Here is a 17449-nt window from a genome sequence, read left to right as displayed (position 1 = left end):
CAGCGGCGGGGTGGGCCGCGCAGGCGCGCGCCGATCGTCCGTTCCCGCGCCGAGGGCCGCGCCCGTCCGCGCGCGCGGCCGAGGAATCCAGGCGCGCCCGGACATGACGTAGGGCGCGCCATCGGGCGCGCCCTGGAGGGTGGACGATCGGCTGGGAGCGCGCCCTACTGCGCGCCGGACCGGGCCGCGCGCCGGACGTCGCGACGGTCGCGGCGCTCTTCTTGCTTGGCCGCGCGGTCTTCGCCGCGGACCTGGCGCAGGAGCTGGAGCAGCTCCTCGGGGTGGGCCTGGCCGAGGAGCTTGAGCGCCTGCAGGCGGTGGTTCGGCTCGGCCGGCATCCGGCCCTGGCGCGCCTCCGCGTACTGGACGGCGTAGCGCAGGAACGCGAGCTCGGCCTCCACGCGCAGGCGGAAGCCCTCGACCCGATGCCGCTGAGCGGTACGGCTCTCTCCGGGCTCCGGCTCGGGCATGAACTGGGCCGGTTCCTCGAGCATCAGGCGGCAGATGCTCACCGCCCTCCCGGCTACTTTGTGTGATCGGAATGCGAGGGCCTCAACGCGGTGGGACGTCGGTTCGGGGGCCGGCTCCCCGAGGACGAACCCTGTCCACCGATCGGTGAATGCGTCGTCGCCCATGGCCGCCAGTTCCTTCGCGTGCTCGTGGGCCAGGTCGTCGACAGCGTCCTGGAGCGGGCCCAAGGCGGCCTTGATCGTCGCTCGCCACGGCGCGATGCGGGCCTGCTGCTCCCGCTTGGTCTCGCCCTCCTGGAGAGGGTTGAAGGTCTTCGGCCGCCGCATGGCCGTCTCGAGGGCGTCAAGCGTGCGCGGTGCGAGCTGGGGTGACCCGAGAGCCGCGCCCTGGACGTCCCGCAGGGCGCGCCTGTCGGTGCCGCCCATGACGTAGGCGACGACCGCGCCCATGAACGCCTCGTCGCCCATCCGGGACAGACGCTTGATCTCGGCCGCGACCTGCTGCGCATCAGCCATGGGGGTGTTCCTCCGCTTCGGGTGGGGCCCGTGCTCTCGAGCCCTTGGTGGTGCCTGCTGAAACAAGGCGAGGTGGCCGCACGGTCGCGAAGAGGCGTGTGCCGGATCATCGCAGGAGCAACCGCTCCCCGGCCCCGAGTGCTCTACACGCACCCGGTTGGTCGACCCGTGTGGCCAAAGGGGACCACGGGCCCAGGAACACCCATCTCTTTCGAGAGGCGCGTGTCAGCCCATTTCACCTTTGACCGGTGTCTCAGACGCGTTCTTCGCGGCGGCAGTACGGCCACCTCGCTGCAGATGGTACCCGCCGGCGGGGGGCCGAACGGGCGCCGTGGACTTTATTCGGCCTGCTGAGGCGTCTTCTTGGTCGTCAGGGCCTCGATGATCGGGGCGAGCTTGCTCGGCTTCCACACGAGGTCGTAGCTCGTCTGGGAGGCCGCGAGTACGCCGAGGATGGTGGCCATGGTCAGCTTGCCGTGTTCGAACTGGTCCCAGCCGCTGTCCGCCGCCACGGTGGCGACGCCGGCGACGAGCGCGACGACGACCGCGACGACCTTCTTGTACTTCGCCGACCAGGCCGGGCGCTGTACGACAGCCGTGAGCAGCGGGAGCACGGTGCCGACCTGGACGCCGGTTGTCAGGGATTCGAGCGTTGCAGACATGGGTTGCCCTTCATGCGTGGGTGCGTGACGGGCGGACTGTGCGCGCGGCCGGCGCCTTACGTCGCGTCGTCGCCCAGGTCCTCGGCGATCTCCCGAGGCGGGGCTGGGACGGGGCGGTCGTAGAGCTTGGCGACCAGGGCGCGGAGCTGGTGGATGTACTCGACCGCGGCCGCCTTCCAGCGCCTCCACTGCCGCTGTTCCTCCTCCAGGCGCTCGACGCGGTTCTCCAGAGTGGTGACCCGCTCGAGCGTCTGCGCGGTCGTCGCGCGCTGCTGCTCGAGGAGCTTGGTGAACCCCTCGGTCACGGTCTGGACGGACGCAACGAACGTGCTGGCCTCCTGCGCCTGCGCGTCGGTGTCGGTCTTGCGCTTGTTCCCCCGGTACACCAGCCACGCCCCGCCCAGCACACCAGTCATGCCGAAGAGGGGGGAGAGGACAGGCGCCAGAGAGGTGAGCCACTCCACGGGGCGCCTCCTCGGTCATCGGTCGTCAGCTTGGGTGCGCGGGAGCCGGGGCCCGAAGGCCCGCAGCTCCCCGCAGCCCGGAACGCTGCACCACCGGAAGGCTTTACGTCGTCGTCTCCTGTACCTGGGCAGCCGTGTCCGGCCTGATGCCGGCGACGGCGTTCCATCCCGCGCGGATCGCGTCGAGGATCTGGTCGTCAGTGATGGCGGCCGCCATGGTTGCGGGGTCCGTGGCGCCGGTGCCCGCGGCGGCCGCGAGCATGGGCGGCGAGCAGACGATGCCGACAGCCATGCCCGCCGCCTGCGCGGGGGTGGGGCTCAGGACGGTCTTCGCCAGGTTCCAGCGCATCAGGGTGCCGGGCGTATCCGAGGCCTCGGCGAACACCTCCTGTGCGACAACAGCGATGGCCATGCGGATGCGTGGCAGTAAAGAGGCCTCGTTCGCGAGACCACACATGACGTCCAACGGCAGCGGCAGCGCAGGCATTGAGGACTCCTCACTTGGTGTAGGTGACGCGGAGCTTCGGGGGGTTGGTCTGGCCGTAGCCCCGTGCGCGGCCGTAGTACGTCAGGCCGGAGGTGTTTGGGTCCAGGGCAATGCCCCGCCACTTCGTCGAGTCGAACACGCTGGTGATGTCGACCCACTTGCCGACGTTCTTGCCCCAGCTCACGGTCTTGGACTCGGGGTCACAGGAGAACGTGGACGGGCGGGACGTGAAGCTGTGGGCCTTGATCACGGCACTGCCGCCGTTGTTGTAGTACCAGTGATCGAAGTAGAGATAGATCTCCGCCTTCTGGATGGTCGCGCCGGACAGGTCCGTGCCCAGGGACGACGAGAAGCCGATCAAGCTCGCCTGCATGCCGTTGGTCGAGCTGTAGTAGCCCTGGTAGCAGGAGTTCCCGTAGTACGAGTTATACGAGCCGCGGTTCGAGTACGACCCTGACCAGGTCGCCGAATAGGTCTTGATGCACTGCTGAACCGGCGGATCGGCCGTGCCCCCGCCCGTGTTGTACACCCCGGTCTTGGGGATCTCGGCGCCGATGTCCTCGACGATGAAGTAGCAGCTCCTGCCCGTGGTGGGGAGACCCAACTCGAACGTCTGCCCGCTGGTACCGCCCTCGTTGTAGAAGGACAGCAGGAACCTGTGCAGGCCCGCGCCCAGGGCGCTCGCCGGGACGACGTGCTCGAGCTCGGCCGTCCAGTACCGGCCCGTGTTCGACGGCGCGAGGATCACGTGCTGACGCAGCGTCGAGGTGATCGTGGGCGTGGCGGTACCGCCGTCACGCAGGTAGACCCGTGCCTCGCCATCGTTGGCGTTGTCAAAGTCGGCCGTCGCGTGAAACTTGATCCGGTACATCCGCCCGGTCACGATCGTCGCGGGCAGCTCGAAGAAGCCGATCTCTGTGCCCGTCGATGTCACGGTCGTAGCCGGTACGCCGTAGGCGATGATGCCGCGTGGCCGCTGGTCGAGGATCGTGGTGATGTCGTCGCCGCCGATGGTCACCGTGTCCGCGATGGCCAGTGACTGGAACCCGGCATTACCTCCCTGGTCGATCGTGGCGACCGGCACCCCGTCGGCGGACAAGGTGAGGTAGTTGGGGCGTCCGCTCATCAGCGCGACGGCCTCGTCACCGTCGTCGTCGAACAGCTGCAGACCGCGCGGGCTGAGCTCGGCCCGCGCCCCGGCGATACCGGACGCGAGGACGATGCGCGCCCTCGCGTTGTCGTACTGGACGGTGCCGACGCTGGAGTTGACGGTGGAGCACGCGATGCGGAGCTGGGTCGTGCCGGCGGGGGCCGCATCGTCGGGGACACCGCTCAGCGTGGTCCATGCGCCCTTGACCGCTGCGTTGTCTCCGGTGGTCACGGTGCTGTACCCCAGGATGTTCCCGGCCGTGTCCAGCCACTGCCCGTAGAAGCTGGCCCGGAGGCCGTCCCAGTCGGTGGAGGCGTAGTAGTCGATGGACAGCCACAGCTTTTGACCGGGCATCCCTGGCACCGTGGCCAGTGTCATGGAGCGGGTGATGGCCGTGGGATTGGCGGCGTTCACCTGCAGCGCCTGCGGGGTGTTGTTGCCGGGGCTGACGATGGACCAGTACGTACTCGTCGAAGCGCGGCCGGTGGAGATCGCGCCCTCGAACGAGGGGTCGGCGATGAGGTTGCCGTCGGTGCCAAGTGACAGCCGGTCGGCGGTGATCGCCCCGGCCTTGATGTGGGTGGCGTCGATGGAGCCCGCGGCGATGGCGGTTGCCGTCACGCTGTTCACGGCCATCTTGTCCGCGGTGATCGACAGGGCGGCCAGCTTGTCGGTGGTGATCGCGAGTGAAGCGATCTTCTCGGCGGTGACGGCAAGCGCGGTGAGCTTGTCGGTGGTGACCGCCCCAGCAATGATCTTCGGGGCCGTGATGGCGCCGTCGGCGATGTTGACGGTCTGCACCGCGCCGGTCTCGATGACCTCGACCGTGATGGAGCTGATCTCGGCGGTGCCGGTTCCGCCGCTGTAGTTCGCGTAGAACAGCGGCGATATGTAGCGGGCGTTCGCGTGCAGTATGCCCGGCGTGGTGGGTGCGGTGGTGGCGCCCTGGGTGGCGGTAGCGCCGGCTGCCGCGTAGCCCTTGAGGTAGCCGGTGAAGCGCTGCCATCCACTGCCCGCGGTGAGGTTCTGCGAGGAGGCGGCGATGTAGTGCTGCGAGGCCGCGGAGGCGGCGCCGGTGGTGTTGACCAGGGTGGTGCCGTCCGCTGCCACGCCGGCCACGCCCATGTAGAGCCGCTGCTGCGTGGTGTCGCTGCCCGCGACGGTCTGCCGGGCGACGACGGAGACGCGGTAGAGGATGTTCGGGTCGAACGGGATGAGCACGTCCGGCCGCCACGCGGCGACAACTCCACCGACCGCGCGCATGGCCGATCCGCCGGCCTGGGCGTCGGCTACCTGGACCGAGGTCAGGTTCGAGGGGGTGGTGACCGTGGTGGTGCTCGAGCCGCCGGTGCGCCACTTCGCCGCGTCCGCGCCGACGTCGTAGAACTTCTGCAGCACGCTCGCCGCGGTGGTGACGTTGAGCTGGCTCGTGGTGATCGAGCCGGACACGATGCGGTCGGCGTTCAGGGTGTTGACCGCGATCCGGTCGCCCTGGATGGACCCGGCGACCATCTTCGGCGTGGTGATCGCACCGTCGGCGATCTGCACGCCCGCCACCACGGGGCGGACGGCGACATTGTCGAACCAGAGCGTTCCGGCCGACGCCGTGAAGCTCTCTGCCCAGATGGACGCCTGCACGGTCCCTGCGGGCGCGGTGACGGTTGCGGTGGGCCGGTTCCACGTACTGCCGCCGAGGACAACCGTCGTGGGCTGAGCGACACCCCACCCGAGCGTCGCGCCGGTGGAGTCCTCCCACTTCGCGTAGACCTTCGGGATGCCCCCTGACGAGTAGTCGCTGGAGGCTAGGTAGTCGAACGCGATGAACAGTTGATCCCCGGGGATGATGGGAAAGCTGGTGATCTTCTTGGAGCGGGTGGTGACGGCTCCCGCAACGGCGTTGAGTTTGAGGGACTTGGGCGACCCGTTGCCGGTCGTGTCGATGGAGAAGTACGAGTCGTTAGCGACCAGGGCGGCGCTGTAGGCGCCCTCGAACGAGGGGTCGGTCAGGAGGTTGGCGCCGCCCGCGACGGTCAGCTTGTCGGTGGTGACCGACCCGGCCGCCAGAGCGGCCGCCGTGACGGACCCAGCGGAAATCTCCGCGGCTGTGACGGAGTTCGCCGCGAGTTCCCGGGCCGTGATGGCGTCAGCGGCGACCTTCCCCGCGGCTACGGCGTCCGCGGCGAGCGCGGCCGTCTGCACGCTGCCTGCTGTGAGCTGTGTAGCGGTGACGGAGTTCGCGGCGAGTTGTCCGGCCGTGATGGTGTTCGCAGCGATCTCGTTGGCCGTGACGGAGCCGGCCGCCAACTTCGCCGTTGTCACGGCCCCGGCGGCGATCTCGGATGCCGTGACCGCGCCCGCCGCGATCTGGGTAGCGGTGACCGCGTCGGTCGCAATCGCCGCGGTGGTGACGCTGCCCGCGACCAGGTTGACGCTGTCGACTACGCCCGTCTTGAGGGCCTCGACGGTGACGGCGTCGACCTGCATCGTCCCGGCCACGCCGGTCTGGTTGTTGTAGTTGAGCCAGACGTACGGCGAGATGAACCGGACGTTCGCGTGGACCGTGCCCGGGGACCGCGGGTCGTTGTTCGGGCCCGCGGAGCCCGAGGCGCCCGTGGCGGCGCGGCCCTTGAGGAAACCGATGACGGTCACCCAGCCGTCCGCGGTGCCAACGGACTTGCCGGACGCGGCCACGTAATACTGGCTGTTCGCGGAGTTCGCGCCGTCCCGGTTGACGAGCGTGACCCCGTCCGCGCCGATACCGAGCGCGCCGACGTACACAACATCCGCGGTCGCGGGCTGCGCTGTCGCGCGGACCCGTGCCGAGAACCGGTACAGGACGTCAGGGTCGTACGGGATCTGGGTAGTGCCGCGGATACGGATGAAGCCCGCGGCCTGGCCGACGGTCTGCCCGGTCGGGGCATCCGTGACCCCGCTCAGGTGGGACCAGGAGGCGCCGGTACCGGACTGGGTGACCGTCCACGCCGTGGGGTCGCCCATCGCGTCGACGTAGCGCTGAGAGGTGGTGTCGGCGAGCGCCGCGGTGAGCGCGTTGATGTTGACGGCCTGGGCGGCGATCTTGCCGGTCGTGACGGCCGCGTTGCCGATTTTCGCCGCGGTGACCGCGGCGTCGGCGAGCTTCGTGGAGTCGATCGCGGCGGCGGCGACCTTCGCCGCGGTGACGGCCTGGTTGGCGAGGGCGAGTTCGGTCACCGCGCCGTTGGCGAGTTTGGCCTGAGTGACGGCGTTGGCGGCGAGTTTCTCGCTGAGCACTGCCCCGTCGGCAAGGGCTGTGGAGTCCACCGCGCCGGCGGCCAGCTTCGCGGCCGTGACCGCGTCGTCCGCCAGGAGCAGATCGTTGATCGCCCCGGCCTTCACCTTCTCGCTGGTGACGGCCTCAAGCGCGATCTTCGCCTCGGTGACGGCGCCCTGGGCGAGCTTGACCTCGGTGATCATGCCGTCGATGAGGTCCTGGCCGACCGCTTGCCGAGCCTGCCCCTGGACCTTGGCCGACGGCCCCCCAGTCAGCAGCGCGGTGTTCTGCGCGACGAGGCACACGAACACGGGGTCGTAGCCCTCGATGTGCACGGTGACCGAACCGCCGAGCGAGGCCGTGATCGTGGCGACCTGGGTGGTCACGTTCGGTGTGAAGGCCTCGGTCGTCCCGACGTGGACCTGAATGAGGGCGAAGTCGCTGGGTGCCGTCTCGGCGTCGGCCCACGCGCCATCCCAGGCGATCAGGAGACCGGCGAGGGCGGACTCGACGGTCGGGGCCGTCGGGGTCGGGGGCGGTGTGGTGTTGACGGGGTCGGGGACCAGGGCGACGGCGCCGTCCGGCTGGACACCGACGGAGCCCTTGAGGGTGCCTTCCTCGTCGTAGATGTCGAGGGTGCCGCCCTCGATGCTGGCGTTGTTGAGCTGGTTGGAGCGCTCAAGCGCGGCAAGCCGGTCCTCGAGCTCCTTGAAGTAGGAGGCGAATTGCTTCCGCTTCTCCCGCTCGTCCAGGTTGAAGGACGACACCCCGTCCTCCCGTCCGTGTCTCTCGCGGCCGCCGGGATCTCCGGGGCAGCGGGAGAGTGGAAGGGAGGAGGGGTTAGTGTCGCGGCCTGATCAGCCGTAGAAGTCGGCGCGGGTCAGGGAGAGGACCGCGGTGCCGGCCGCGGGGTCGATCTCCTCGGAGACGACGCGGTGCCAGATGGCGAGTTCGCCCACCCACGGCACCTCGACCTGCAGAAGGATGCGGTCGCCGAGCGCCCACGAGCCGAGCGGGGCATTGGGATGGTGCCGGACCGCGATGGACGGGATCGTGAGTTGCTCGCTGTGCTTGGCCCGCTCTTTCTTGCCGTACTCGGTCAGCGTCCTCGCGTTCGCGGTGCTCTTGTGCGCGATGATCTTCGCGCGGCGTAGCCGCTTGTCGTCGACGACGACGCGGACCCGGGCCGTCTTCTGGCCGCTGCCCTTGCCCAGCACGTACACGTTGTTCGCGAAAAAGTCCCCCTGGTAGTTGGGGGTCGCGATCTCGATCACGTTCTCGCCCTGAGCAAAGCGCAGGTCGGAGCGGGACTTGCCGAGTCGCCGTGTGCCCAGGTCGATGTGGTGAAGGATCTTCTCCTTCGTGCCGTCCCAGTAGTGCCGCTCGAGGAAATCGCCCTTCGCGAGGTTCATGACGTCGGTGATCGTGGAGCCACAGTCGGGGTTGTCCCACCACAGCAGTTCCCACGGGTCCTCGCCGCTCGAGGCGCCCAGCTTGTATCCGGAGTCATGGCCGTCGAGGGTGACGCCCAACTTGCCCATCTTGTAGTCCTGCAGATGGGCCCAGATCGTCCGCACGACGTCGTAGGCATCCCACCGGGTGCTGACCTTGTTCTTCGGCTTCTTCGGCATCTTCTTCTTGGGGTGGGTGCCGTCGATGTAGCCGTCGTGATTTTTGTCTTTTCCGTCATACGCCCACTTCTGGGCTATTTTCGCGCCGGACCGGATGACCGACCCGAGGTAGGGCATGCCGCTGGGGTAGGCGGTGTAACCGGCACACGACACCTTCATCGCCTGGCCCTCGAACGACAGGTTCGTGACCAGGCCGCCCCACCGGATACGGCCCTCGAACTCGGCGAACAGGGCCGTCGACCACTCGGAGATGACCGGTAGGCCGTCGGGCTTGGCCATCAGCCGCAGATACTCCGGCTCGATCTTCCCCGTCATCTGGCCGGGCCCGTTCAACTCGCGCCTGGGCGGGGAATCGGCAACGAACGGCACGTCCCAGTCGAGGAAGTCACCCGACACCGCGCGCATCGCGATGTACCGCCACCCGCTCATCAGGCCTTCACCGGCTCCTGCGAGTACGTGACCTCGAGCGACAGCACCGTGTACGCGTCCGCGCGCAGCACGCCGGTGAAGCCGGCCGTGCCGATGCCCTCGATGTCGATGTCCCGCATCTGCCCGCGGTCGGTGGGGTCGAGGAGGAACTTGTGCCCGGCCTGGACGGCGAGCCTGCCCGCCTGGGTGGCCCCGTACGGCATGCCGACACCGTGCTGGTCGTTGAACGACACCCGTACCTGCCCGCGGGCCTCCGTGGTGTCCGGGTGGAGCAAGCCCGTCATGTGGACGTGCAGGCTCACGTGCGTCGCCCACTCCGGCACCTTCTCCGTCCACGTTGCGCCGAGCGGGAAGGCCTCCCAGACGTCGGTGATGGGGCCGACGTCGTCCGGTGCCGTCCAGGCGCCGGGCAGGTAGCGGCGTGAGGTCTGCGTGCGCGGCCGGGCGAGCTGCCGCAGGTCGGTAACCATGCCGGCGGTGATGGCGGTCGTCGACAGCGGCAGGTCGACCCGGGCGAGCGTGATGGCGGTGGAGTCGGGGTCGATGTCGAGGATGCTCGTGGTGCCGGGCGGCACGTCGGGGATGACCCTGGTGAAGACATACGGGCCGAGCGTCGGGTCCTCCGGTGCTGGCCACGTCTCCCCGCCGTAGGGGTCCTCAACCCTGGCGATGATCAGGTCCGACCGTCCTCCGTCGGAGGACGTCGGCTCGATGTCCACCTGCTCGGACGTCGGCATGCGGGCCGCGTACGACTGATCGCCGCCGCCCGCGGCTACACGCCGCTTCGCGACCATGGCCCCCGGCGCGACCTGCACAGCACCGGCCGGGGCGTCCAGCGCGGTGACGAGGAGGTCGGCGGGGGCGATGACGCCCTCCCCGCCGCAGGCTGCCGCCTCGACGATCAGGCGCAGCGTTTCCTCGGACGCTGCCGTGCCCTCGATGAACCAGGGGATGCCGTCCCACGCCATGACTTGTTCTCCTTCTCCGTACGGGAGAGGAGAGAGTGGGAGGCCGCGGCGTCTACTGTCGCCCGCTCACCACCACGAGTACGCGTCACGCCAGGCCATCCGAATCCGCGGCCCCTCGAGGGGTCGGGCCGACGACTTGGTGTAGGACAGCGACGCCGTCCAATACCCGGGCGGGAGGAACATCTGCGACAGCCGCGGACTCGACCTGGTCAGCTTGTCCGCCACCGACTTCGACGACGAGCTCGTGTAGTGGGTGACCGTACGCGCCCACGGGCGGGCGTCGATCGTGACGTGCTCGCCATCGGCGATCGTCATGGAGAGCTGCACCTCCCACAACGCCGGCGTCACCGTGACCTTCGGGTTCTTGCACGGCCCGTAGATCTCGATGTACGGGTACGTGTTGAGCGTGCCGCGCTGCTGGAACGAAGCGGTCTTCTTCGACGTGAACAGCCAGGCCCCGCCCCCGATCCGGCCGGGCCGCCCCGGCAGCCCAATGAACTGGTGGTCGTACAGCTCGACTTCCTTCTCCGTCTGCTCGTAGAACCGATCGTCGACGGCCGCGAACTCGCAGACGACGGGCGTGTAGCCCTGACGGGACAGGCGGGAGTGGGAGACAGCGAACTTCCGCGGCCGCCCGTACAACTGGCGGGTGCGTCCCCCAGAGCTGTGCACCAGCCACGCGACCCGGCCGGCCTTCTGGCGGATGCTGTCGGCCCGCCACACCTGCCGCAGCATGTTCACGCCGTCGAGGCCCCACTGGTACGTCCCCTGGTCCTTCTTGTTGTAGGCCGCGAGCACCGCCTCGGTGTTGCTCCAGTCGCCGACCCGGGTTCCTCGCGTCCACGGGCGCATCGGCCAATGCAGGTCGATGGGGCCGCCGACGCCGTCGACGCCGAGCTCGAACGTGACGGTGGCGGCGCGCTGGTAGTCGCGGCCCATGCGGATGCCGTCCTCGCCGGGCAGCGCTGAGTCGGCCAGGTCCATGTCGGCGAACGTGATGTCCGGCTCGCTCAGGCAGTAGATGCCCTGCGCTTCGCGGCCGAACGTCAGGGACGCGCCGGGGAAGTTGTCGTAAGGGGAGTAGCCGAGGAGCCATTCGCCGTCACGCATAGCTGCCTCCCAGGCGGATCCGGCGCAGCTCGAACATGGCGTCCTCCAATGCGGTGCCGGTGCTGTCCACGGCACCGATGTTCAAATTGAGGTCACCGCCGACGAGCGACCCGGCTGCCTGGGCGGCCGCCGCTCGCTGCCTGACGGTGGTGGCGCGCGTCCGTACGCCGCCCTGGGCGTACTGGCGCAGCGCGCCATTGGCGAAGTAGACGACCCGGCCGCCGAACATCTCCGCGACCTTCTCGAGGATTGCCTCGCTGCGCTTGCGCTTGCCGGGGGCCAGGGGGATGTAGGCCTCGCCGCCGGTCTCCGGCTCCGACCACAGGCGCCATTCACCGGGCTTGCCGATCTGGGCGATGTGGTTCTCGGCGCCGGCCGCGAAGGCACGGAGGCGGTTCGCGGCGCGGCGGATGCCGCCGTTGGCGTACTGGACGATGCCGCCGTCCGCGTGCGTGCGGACCACGGCCGGCTTGCCTGACTCGCTGTACTGGACGGTGACGTGCACGGTCTTGCCGGTCAGGTTGTTGATCGCGGTCTGGACTCGCTGGACCTGGGCGAGCGGGGTGGCGTTCGGCGCGGTGATCCGGACCTTCTTGCCGCCCTTGCCGTCCACGTTCTGGATCTTGTAGCCGAGATCCTTGAGCGCCTTCTGGGCAACCGCGGTGGGCGTCTTGACCTCGATGCTCTTGCCCTTGGGCAGGCCCGCGACCTTCTGCTGAACGTTCTTCAGGTCGCCCGCGGCCTTCTGGATGATCGCCTGGACCGTGACCTTCTTCTTGTCCGGGGCGTTGGCGATGTCCTGCGCCAGGGCGGCGATGTTCACGCGCGCGCCCCCGGTCGGGGCCGAGACCGACACCTTCTTACTGCCGGGGATCCGCTGCACGGTGAAGCCGAGCGCCTCGAGCTGTTCGCGGGCGGCCACCGTGGGCGCGTTGATCTGGATGCCCTTGCCCGGCGGGATGCTCTCGAGCTTGCCGCGCAGGGCCAGGACCTCGGCAGTCGCCTCCGGAATGCCCTTGGCCGTGACCAGGGTGGTGATGGTCTCCGGGACGAATCCCATCTGATCGACCAGGGCCTTCGCCTGGCCCTTCGGGATACCCAAGTCCCGGGCGAGCTCAAGGGCCTTCTTCCGGGCGCTCTCCATGGCGCTCTGGCTCTTGTCCATCGCCTCGGACATGGGCATCAGGCCCTGTTCCCCAGCTTCCTGCGCCTTGGTGGCGACGGCCAGCATGTTGTCGCGCAGGTCGGTGAGCTGGCTGTTCAGGGTCTGGCCGTTCTTGGTGCTCGTGTCCACCAACTTGTCGTTGCCGACGAGCGCCTTGCCCCAGCCGTCCGCCTTGTCGATGTTCGACTTCATCGTGTCGTCGATCTGGAGCATCACGGAGTTGAGCTGTGCCTCGGCGTCGTGGAACGACTGGGTATTGCCGTTGAGGGCGTCCAGTGCCGACTTGAGCGCCTGGGTCCGCTCGTCCGCCGACTTGGTCTTGTCGGAGAAGCCTTGGACGGCCGTCTGCAGGCGGTCGTATGCCGTCGTGCCGGTGGCGGTGCCGCCGTTCGTCGCGTCGGTGAGTTCCTGCTGCCGCTTCTTCGTCTCCTTGAGAGTGCCGCTCATGTCCCCGAGGGCGTCGGCAGCGGCCTTGTACTTCTCGCCCTGTTCCGAGTACACGAGCACGGACGCCTTGTCGGCGGCATAGCTCTTGTAATACTTCGTGGCGTCAGCCAGGCTCATCAGCTTCTTCTGCAGGTCGTCGACTGAGCCGCCCTGGGACAGGTAGGCGTTCGTGACGTCCTTGAGGCTCACGTCGGCGTCGCGCAAGACGTCGACGAGCTTCCCCTTGCCATCGGCGAGCTTGACGTCCTGCAGGTAGGTCGCTGCCTGCGCCCGGACGTTGGCGTCGACAACGCCGTTGGACTGGGCCAGGGCCTGGGCCAGGTTCTGCACCTGCTCCTCGTGCGCCTGCGCGGCGCGGGCCGCGGCCTCCTGCTTAGAGGCGAGCCAGCCGAGACCGATCGTCGCCGCGGCGATGGCGATACCGAGGGGGCCGCCCAGTGCGCCGGTGACGCCACCGATCGCCCGCACGGCAACCCTGTTGGCGGCACCGATACCGCGCAGGGTCCCGGTCAGGCGGTTGCCCTGCTGGGAAACCCGGCTGTAGACGCCGGTCATTCGGCCCCAGAGGCTCATGCTCGTGCCGCCCGCGGTCGCTGTACCGCGCAGCGTGTTGTTCAGGGTCCTGACGTTGGTGCCGGCGGCCACGACCGACGTGCCGAAGCCGCGCAGCATGGTGCCGATACTGCTGATGACCTTCAGCGACAGCATCGTGCCCAGGAGGATCGCCGCCACGGTGTTCAGCGCAGGGAAGGCGCTCGTCACCGAGTTGACGGCGTGTAGGAGACCGTTGAAGGCCACGAGCAGCACACCGAGACCGCTGCCGGCCGCCGACAGGTTGCCGATGGCCTCGGCGATGTTCGAGATGACGGAGATGATCGCGGGGCCGACGGTCTGCCCCAGGGAGTTGAAGAACGTCCCCAGCGCGGGCATCAACTGGACGCGGATCTGCCGGACCAGGTCGACGATGCCGCCGTCCTTCATGGACTTGCCGAGGCCGCGCATCATGTCGCCGAACAGCAGGTTGACCTCGTGGAAGGCGGGCGCAGAGTCAGAGAAATACTGCTTCATCGCCTTCTGGCCGGCGCCCGATTGGGCGTAGCGCTCGAAGCGCTTCATGCTGCCCTCGAGGCCGTCGAGCAGGGCGCCGCCGGTGTCCATGGCGGCCTTGCCGACGCCACCGAGGCCCTTGATCAGGCTCCCGGTGGCACGCCCGAGCTGTCCGGCAGCGTCTCCGGCGTGGTCCAGGAACTTCGCGAGGCTGCCCGTTTCCCGCCCGGCCTGGACCTGCGCCCGGACCCACTGGGTCATGCGCTCGCCGCCCTGGCTGACCCGCTCGACGAACGGGCCGGAGGCGACCAGGAAGTCGAGCGTGGCGTGGCCCATGTTGGCCAGGCCGTTGGTCAGGTTGCCGATGACGCGGGAGTTCGTGCCCGCGATCGTCTTGAAGTCCTTGCGGAAGACGCCGGACTTCATGAACTGGGCGCCGCGGTCGGCGAGCTTCCCCATCTGGGAGGCCGAGTCGCCGAGGGCACTCTTCAGCAGGGGAAGCGTGGCCTTCGCCAACGGCTTGATGTCGCCGTCGATGCGGGAGAAGAACCGTTCACTGACGGACTTCTTGACCTTGTCCCACGCGCCGGACAGTGACGCGATGTCCTTGACGGACCTCCGCGCCGAGCCGGACAGCTTGCTCACCGCCATGTCGAGCTTCTGCTGCTCGGCCTTGGTGACCTTGGTTCCGGCGGCCTGCTGCTGCTGGACCTTGAGCGTCTCCTTGAGGGCGTCGCCGAACCCGGAGAATGCGATCTTCGTGCCGATCGCGGCGGTGCCTGCGGCGGCGATCAGCCCGGGTATCGCGCCGAGGACACCGACCGCGGGTGCGGCCGCGGAGACCAGCGCGGTCAGGCCCGCGCCGTACTGGGTGATCAGAGCGACCGCAGGCTCGAGGAGAGTGAGGAGTCCGCCGATCAGCGCCCCGCGGCCGCCGGGCATCTTGGCCCGTACCGGGACGTTGACCGGCCTGCGGTTGGCTTCGTCCTGGGCGCCTCCGATGAGGCCGCGCAGCCCGCCGAGGAGGCCGCCCCGGCGGGAGCCGTCGCCGTCGCCGTCCGGCCGGACGGGAAGGTGCAGGTCGGCATCGTCAAGGCGGCGCCGAATCCCGTCCAGTTCGGCACGGAACCGCTCCTCGTCGACCTTGACCTTGACCTTGGCCGTGATGCCCTTGGAGGCCTCCTCGACAGCCTTCTTGAGCTGCTTGCGGAGCCCCTTGGCGTTGACCTCGACCTTGATCTTTGCGGCCAGGCCCTCGGCGGCCGCCTCGACCTCGCTGCGCAGCTTCGCCGCGAACCCGGATAGGTCGGCGACGACCGGCACATCGAGGCGGCCAGCCTGCAGGCCCTCAGACACTGCGGACCATTCCTCTCTGCATGGCGGCCATGAGCATCTGGCGGTGGCCGGTCATGCGGGGCGCCGGCGGTTCCGGAGCGGGCTGCGGCGGCTGAGGCCTGGTGGGGCTGGAGCTGCTGCGCGGCGCGGTGCCGGGGCGCGGCGGGCGAACGATGGTGGTCGGCTCCTCACGCCGCCGTTCTGCGGCAAGGAGCCCGATCTCCTCGACGATCAGCGCCAGTAGCTCGAGGTGCCGGTTCCAGCCCCCGAGGGGGATAGAGCGGACCTGGGAGTCGTCTGGCAGGCCGTCGACGAGGGAGATCAGCCGTCGGAGTCCGAGGAATCCGGGCTGTCCGGGGCGGAGCCAGACGCGTCGGGCGTCGATCCGGTGGTATCGGGAGAGGTCGGACTCGAGGTCTCCGAATCGCTCTCGGAGGAGTCGGCCGACCGAAAGAGCTTTCCCAGCTCAACCCCGTAGACCTTGGTCAGGCCGGTGGTGAGGCGGACGTAGTCGCCGATGAACGGGCGGCGCTTGAGGAACTCCTCGTGCTGGTCGCCCAGGAGGATCGCGTACGTCGCGCGGATCGCCTCGAGGAACTTGCGCGGCAGGGACGGGCGCCGGAACAGAGCGTTGACGACTTCCTTGACGCCGGCGTCGCCGTCGGACGACTCGAGGACCTCGCCCAGGAGGCCGACCAGGTCCAGTTCGTCGGACAGGATCGGGTCGAGGGCTTCCGCCGGCAGCTCCGCCGGGAAGTTGAACTGTTCTCCGCCGAACTTGACCGGGATGCCGTCGGGGTACTGAACCTCGCGGCGCTCGGCGTCCAGGTCGATGACGAACGACATGTGGGTGACCTCTTCTTGAGTGCGTAGCTGGGTTGCCGTGTGCGGCAGCGCGCGGACACTGGCAAGCCGGTGGGGCTTGTGTCGCGCGCTGCCGCGAGAGGTCACGTCGCGGGCGCGAACGCCGGGTCGTCGGTGAGGACGTACCAGGCATCGAGCTCGTCTCCGCCCTGGACCGCGAGCCTGAGAGGCAGCACGGCCTCCTTCGTCTTCGCGAGGTCCTTGGAGACGCCTTCCATCTGCATGCAGCGGGGAATGACGTACCGGTAGTGCTTGCCGCCGTCGATGACCTCGATGACGGCCATCACCTCGGTACGAGAGCCGATCCGCGGCGGGGTGAACTTGTAGTGCGTGGCCGCTGGCGGCCCGGCGACGCTGATGGTCGAGATCGTGCCGCCGCCGTACACGGCCACGAAGTTGTCACCGGACCACTGCTGCAGGTCGACCTCGATGGTCGCGGCGTCGGAGGTCTGGAAGGTGCGCGTCGGGTACGAGGACTGGGCGGACTTGACCTGCTCGAAGTTCGGTTCGGAGTTGAACTTGAGCGAGTCCTCGGTGGTGAGGCCGACGCTTCGCAGTGCGGCGGGCATCGCCACGGTCGCGTCGGCGGGCGCGGCCGTGCCGACGGGGGCCAGATAGACCCGGGTGATCGACGGGATGACGATCTGGTTGTTGTTGGTGGTCTCGCCTGCCATGACGGGGTTCTCCAAGGTGTCCGGTGCTAGGGCGCGGACACCTTGGAGAGCCGGGGTGGTTAACGTCGCGTCGTCACGGGTGCAGGGTCACCGAGAGGTTCATCAGCCATCGGGGTTGGCCGTCGACGAGCGGCGACCAGACCAGAAGGCCGGATGGCTTCACGCCGTTGACGACGGGTTGGCCGGGCGTGTGCGGAGCCTCGACGATGCCCTTGGCGGCCGTCGCGCAGCGCACGAGGATGCGGCGCAGCTCGGCCTTGCCGGGCCAGCCGCCCGGATCCCCGTGGACCTCGAGGGTCACCTCCGGTGCCGTCGCCCAGTTCAGGTCCCGCAGGTCTCCGCCGGGGCCGTGGCCGATGACCAGGTGCGGCCACGGCGCCTCGGGGATGCCGGACACACGGCCGGGGCCGCCGAGGGCGTCGGCGGCCTGGTCGCTCTGCTGGAGCCACGCCAGGAGCACGGAGACCGGGTCGGCGTCGGCGAGGGTCAACTCGGTCATCAGGTGCGGGCGATGAAGCCCTGGCCACGCAGGCGGCGGGCGTAGTCGGGGGACACGTGGATCTCGGCGCCCGGGGCGTAGTCGGTGCCGTCGATCCGCAGGTGATGGGACAGGGTGACGGGGACCGGCTTCTCGTCCTCGCCGAGAGGCGGGCCGACGACGTCGGGCGTACGGCGGGTGTGCTCGGGACGGGCCTCGGCGGTCTCGGTGACGGCCTCGGTGTTCTCCTCCGCCGCGGTGGCGGGCTTCCTGGTGGTGGTGTTCGTAGCCATGGCGGGCAC

The 17449-nt window shown here is 69.1% G+C and carries 13 protein-coding genes; all 13 read right to left on the bottom strand.

What is annotated here, in order from left to right; translation table 11 throughout:
* Positions 1 to 164 precede the first annotated feature (164 nt).
* Positions 165 to 986: a hypothetical protein gene (locus ABZ453_RS34105; protein ID WP_359021106.1), complete on the bottom strand. Its 822-nt coding sequence runs from the start codon at positions 984 to 986 to the stop codon at positions 165 to 167.
* A gap of 338 nt (positions 987 to 1324) precedes the next feature.
* Positions 1325 to 1648 carry a hypothetical protein gene (locus ABZ453_RS34100; protein ID WP_359021104.1) on the bottom strand — a complete coding sequence of 108 codons (324 nt, stop codon included), beginning with the start codon at positions 1646 to 1648 and terminating at the stop codon, positions 1325 to 1327.
* Positions 1649 to 1704: 56 nt separating this feature from the next.
* The gene (locus ABZ453_RS34095) at positions 1705 to 2112 is read right to left on the bottom strand and encodes a hypothetical protein (RefSeq protein ID WP_359021102.1); all 408 of its coding nucleotides are present in this window, start codon (positions 2110 to 2112) and stop codon (positions 1705 to 1707) included.
* A gap of 103 nt (positions 2113 to 2215) precedes the next feature.
* A complete protein-coding gene (locus ABZ453_RS34090) occupies positions 2216 to 2599 on the bottom strand; it encodes a hypothetical protein (protein ID WP_359021100.1) in 384 nt (127 codons plus the stop codon).
* Between the two features lie 10 nt (positions 2600 to 2609).
* The gene (locus tag ABZ453_RS34085) at positions 2610 to 7766 is read right to left on the bottom strand and encodes a hypothetical protein (RefSeq protein ID WP_359021098.1); all 5157 of its coding nucleotides are present in this window, start codon (positions 7764 to 7766) and stop codon (positions 2610 to 2612) included.
* Between the two features lie 90 nt (positions 7767 to 7856).
* Positions 7857 to 9059 carry a hypothetical protein gene (locus tag ABZ453_RS34080; protein WP_359021096.1) on the bottom strand — a complete coding sequence of 401 codons (1203 nt, stop codon included), beginning with the start codon at positions 9057 to 9059 and terminating at the stop codon, positions 7857 to 7859.
* Complete coding sequence (locus ABZ453_RS34075) at positions 9059 to 10027, bottom strand: hypothetical protein (RefSeq protein WP_359021094.1); 969 nt, start codon at positions 10025 to 10027, stop codon at positions 9059 to 9061. The genes ABZ453_RS34080 and ABZ453_RS34075 overlap by 1 nt, the downstream gene beginning before the upstream one ends.
* 66 nt (positions 10028 to 10093) lie before the next feature.
* A complete protein-coding gene (locus tag ABZ453_RS34070; RefSeq protein ID WP_359021093.1) occupies positions 10094 to 11137 on the bottom strand; it encodes a hypothetical protein in 1044 nt (347 codons plus the stop codon).
* Complete coding sequence (locus ABZ453_RS34065) at positions 11130 to 15152, bottom strand: hypothetical protein (protein ID WP_359021091.1); 4023 nt, start codon at positions 15150 to 15152, stop codon at positions 11130 to 11132. The genes ABZ453_RS34070 and ABZ453_RS34065 overlap by 8 nt, the downstream gene beginning before the upstream one ends.
* A 300-nt stretch (positions 15153 to 15452) precedes the next feature.
* Positions 15453 to 15977: a hypothetical protein gene (locus ABZ453_RS34060; protein WP_359021089.1), complete on the bottom strand. Its 525-nt coding sequence runs from the start codon at positions 15975 to 15977 to the stop codon at positions 15453 to 15455.
* A gap of 101 nt (positions 15978 to 16078) precedes the next feature.
* Entirely contained in the window at positions 16079 to 16669 is a 591-nt protein-coding gene (locus ABZ453_RS34055) for a hypothetical protein (protein ID WP_359021087.1), read from the bottom strand.
* A 73-nt stretch (positions 16670 to 16742) separates the two neighbouring features.
* Complete coding sequence (locus ABZ453_RS34050; protein ID WP_359021085.1) at positions 16743 to 17168, bottom strand: hypothetical protein; 426 nt, start codon at positions 17166 to 17168, stop codon at positions 16743 to 16745.
* Entirely contained in the window at positions 17168 to 17440 is a 273-nt protein-coding gene (locus ABZ453_RS34045) for a hypothetical protein (protein WP_359021083.1), read from the bottom strand. Before ABZ453_RS34045 ends, ABZ453_RS34050 begins: the two co-directional genes overlap by 1 nt.
* Between the last annotated feature and the right edge of the window lie 9 nt (positions 17441 to 17449).

The organism is Streptomyces sp. NPDC005799 (assembly GCF_040630525.1).
In the GTDB taxonomy this organism is placed as follows: Bacteria; Actinomycetota; Actinomycetes; order Streptomycetales; family Streptomycetaceae; genus Streptomyces; species Streptomyces griseorubiginosus_B.
This window is presented reverse-complemented; position numbering and strand designations above follow the sequence as displayed.

Excerpts from the sequence above, each read along its gene's own strand:
- ABZ453_RS34105 (WP_359021106.1), bottom strand. The coding sequence starts at position 986 with ATGGCTGATGCGCAGCAGGTCGCGGCCGAGATCAAGCGTCTGTCCCGG.
- ABZ453_RS34100 (WP_359021104.1), bottom strand. The coding sequence starts at position 1,648 with ATGTCTGCAACGCTCGAATCCCTGACAACCGGCGTCCAGGTCGGCACC.
- ABZ453_RS34090 (WP_359021100.1), bottom strand. The coding sequence starts at position 2,599 with ATGCCTGCGCTGCCGCTGCCGTTGGACGTCATGTGTGGTCTCGCGAAC.
- ABZ453_RS34080 (WP_359021096.1), bottom strand. The coding sequence starts at position 9,059 with ATGAGCGGGTGGCGGTACATCGCGATGCGCGCGGTGTCGGGTGACTTC.
- ABZ453_RS34075 (WP_359021094.1), bottom strand. The coding sequence starts at position 10,027 with ATGGCGTGGGACGGCATCCCCTGGTTCATCGAGGGCACGGCAGCGTCC.
- ABZ453_RS34070 (WP_359021093.1), bottom strand. The coding sequence starts at position 11,137 with ATGCGTGACGGCGAATGGCTCCTCGGCTACTCCCCTTACGACAACTTC.
- ABZ453_RS34060 (WP_359021089.1), bottom strand. The coding sequence starts at position 15,977 with ATGTCGTTCGTCATCGACCTGGACGCCGAGCGCCGCGAGGTTCAGTAC.
- ABZ453_RS34055 (WP_359021087.1), bottom strand. The coding sequence starts at position 16,669 with ATGGCAGGCGAGACCACCAACAACAACCAGATCGTCATCCCGTCGATC.
- ABZ453_RS34050 (WP_359021085.1), bottom strand. The coding sequence starts at position 17,168 with ATGACCGAGTTGACCCTCGCCGACGCCGACCCGGTCTCCGTGCTCCTG.
- ABZ453_RS34045 (WP_359021083.1), bottom strand. The coding sequence starts at position 17,440 with ATGGCTACGAACACCACCACCAGGAAGCCCGCCACCGCGGCGGAGGAG.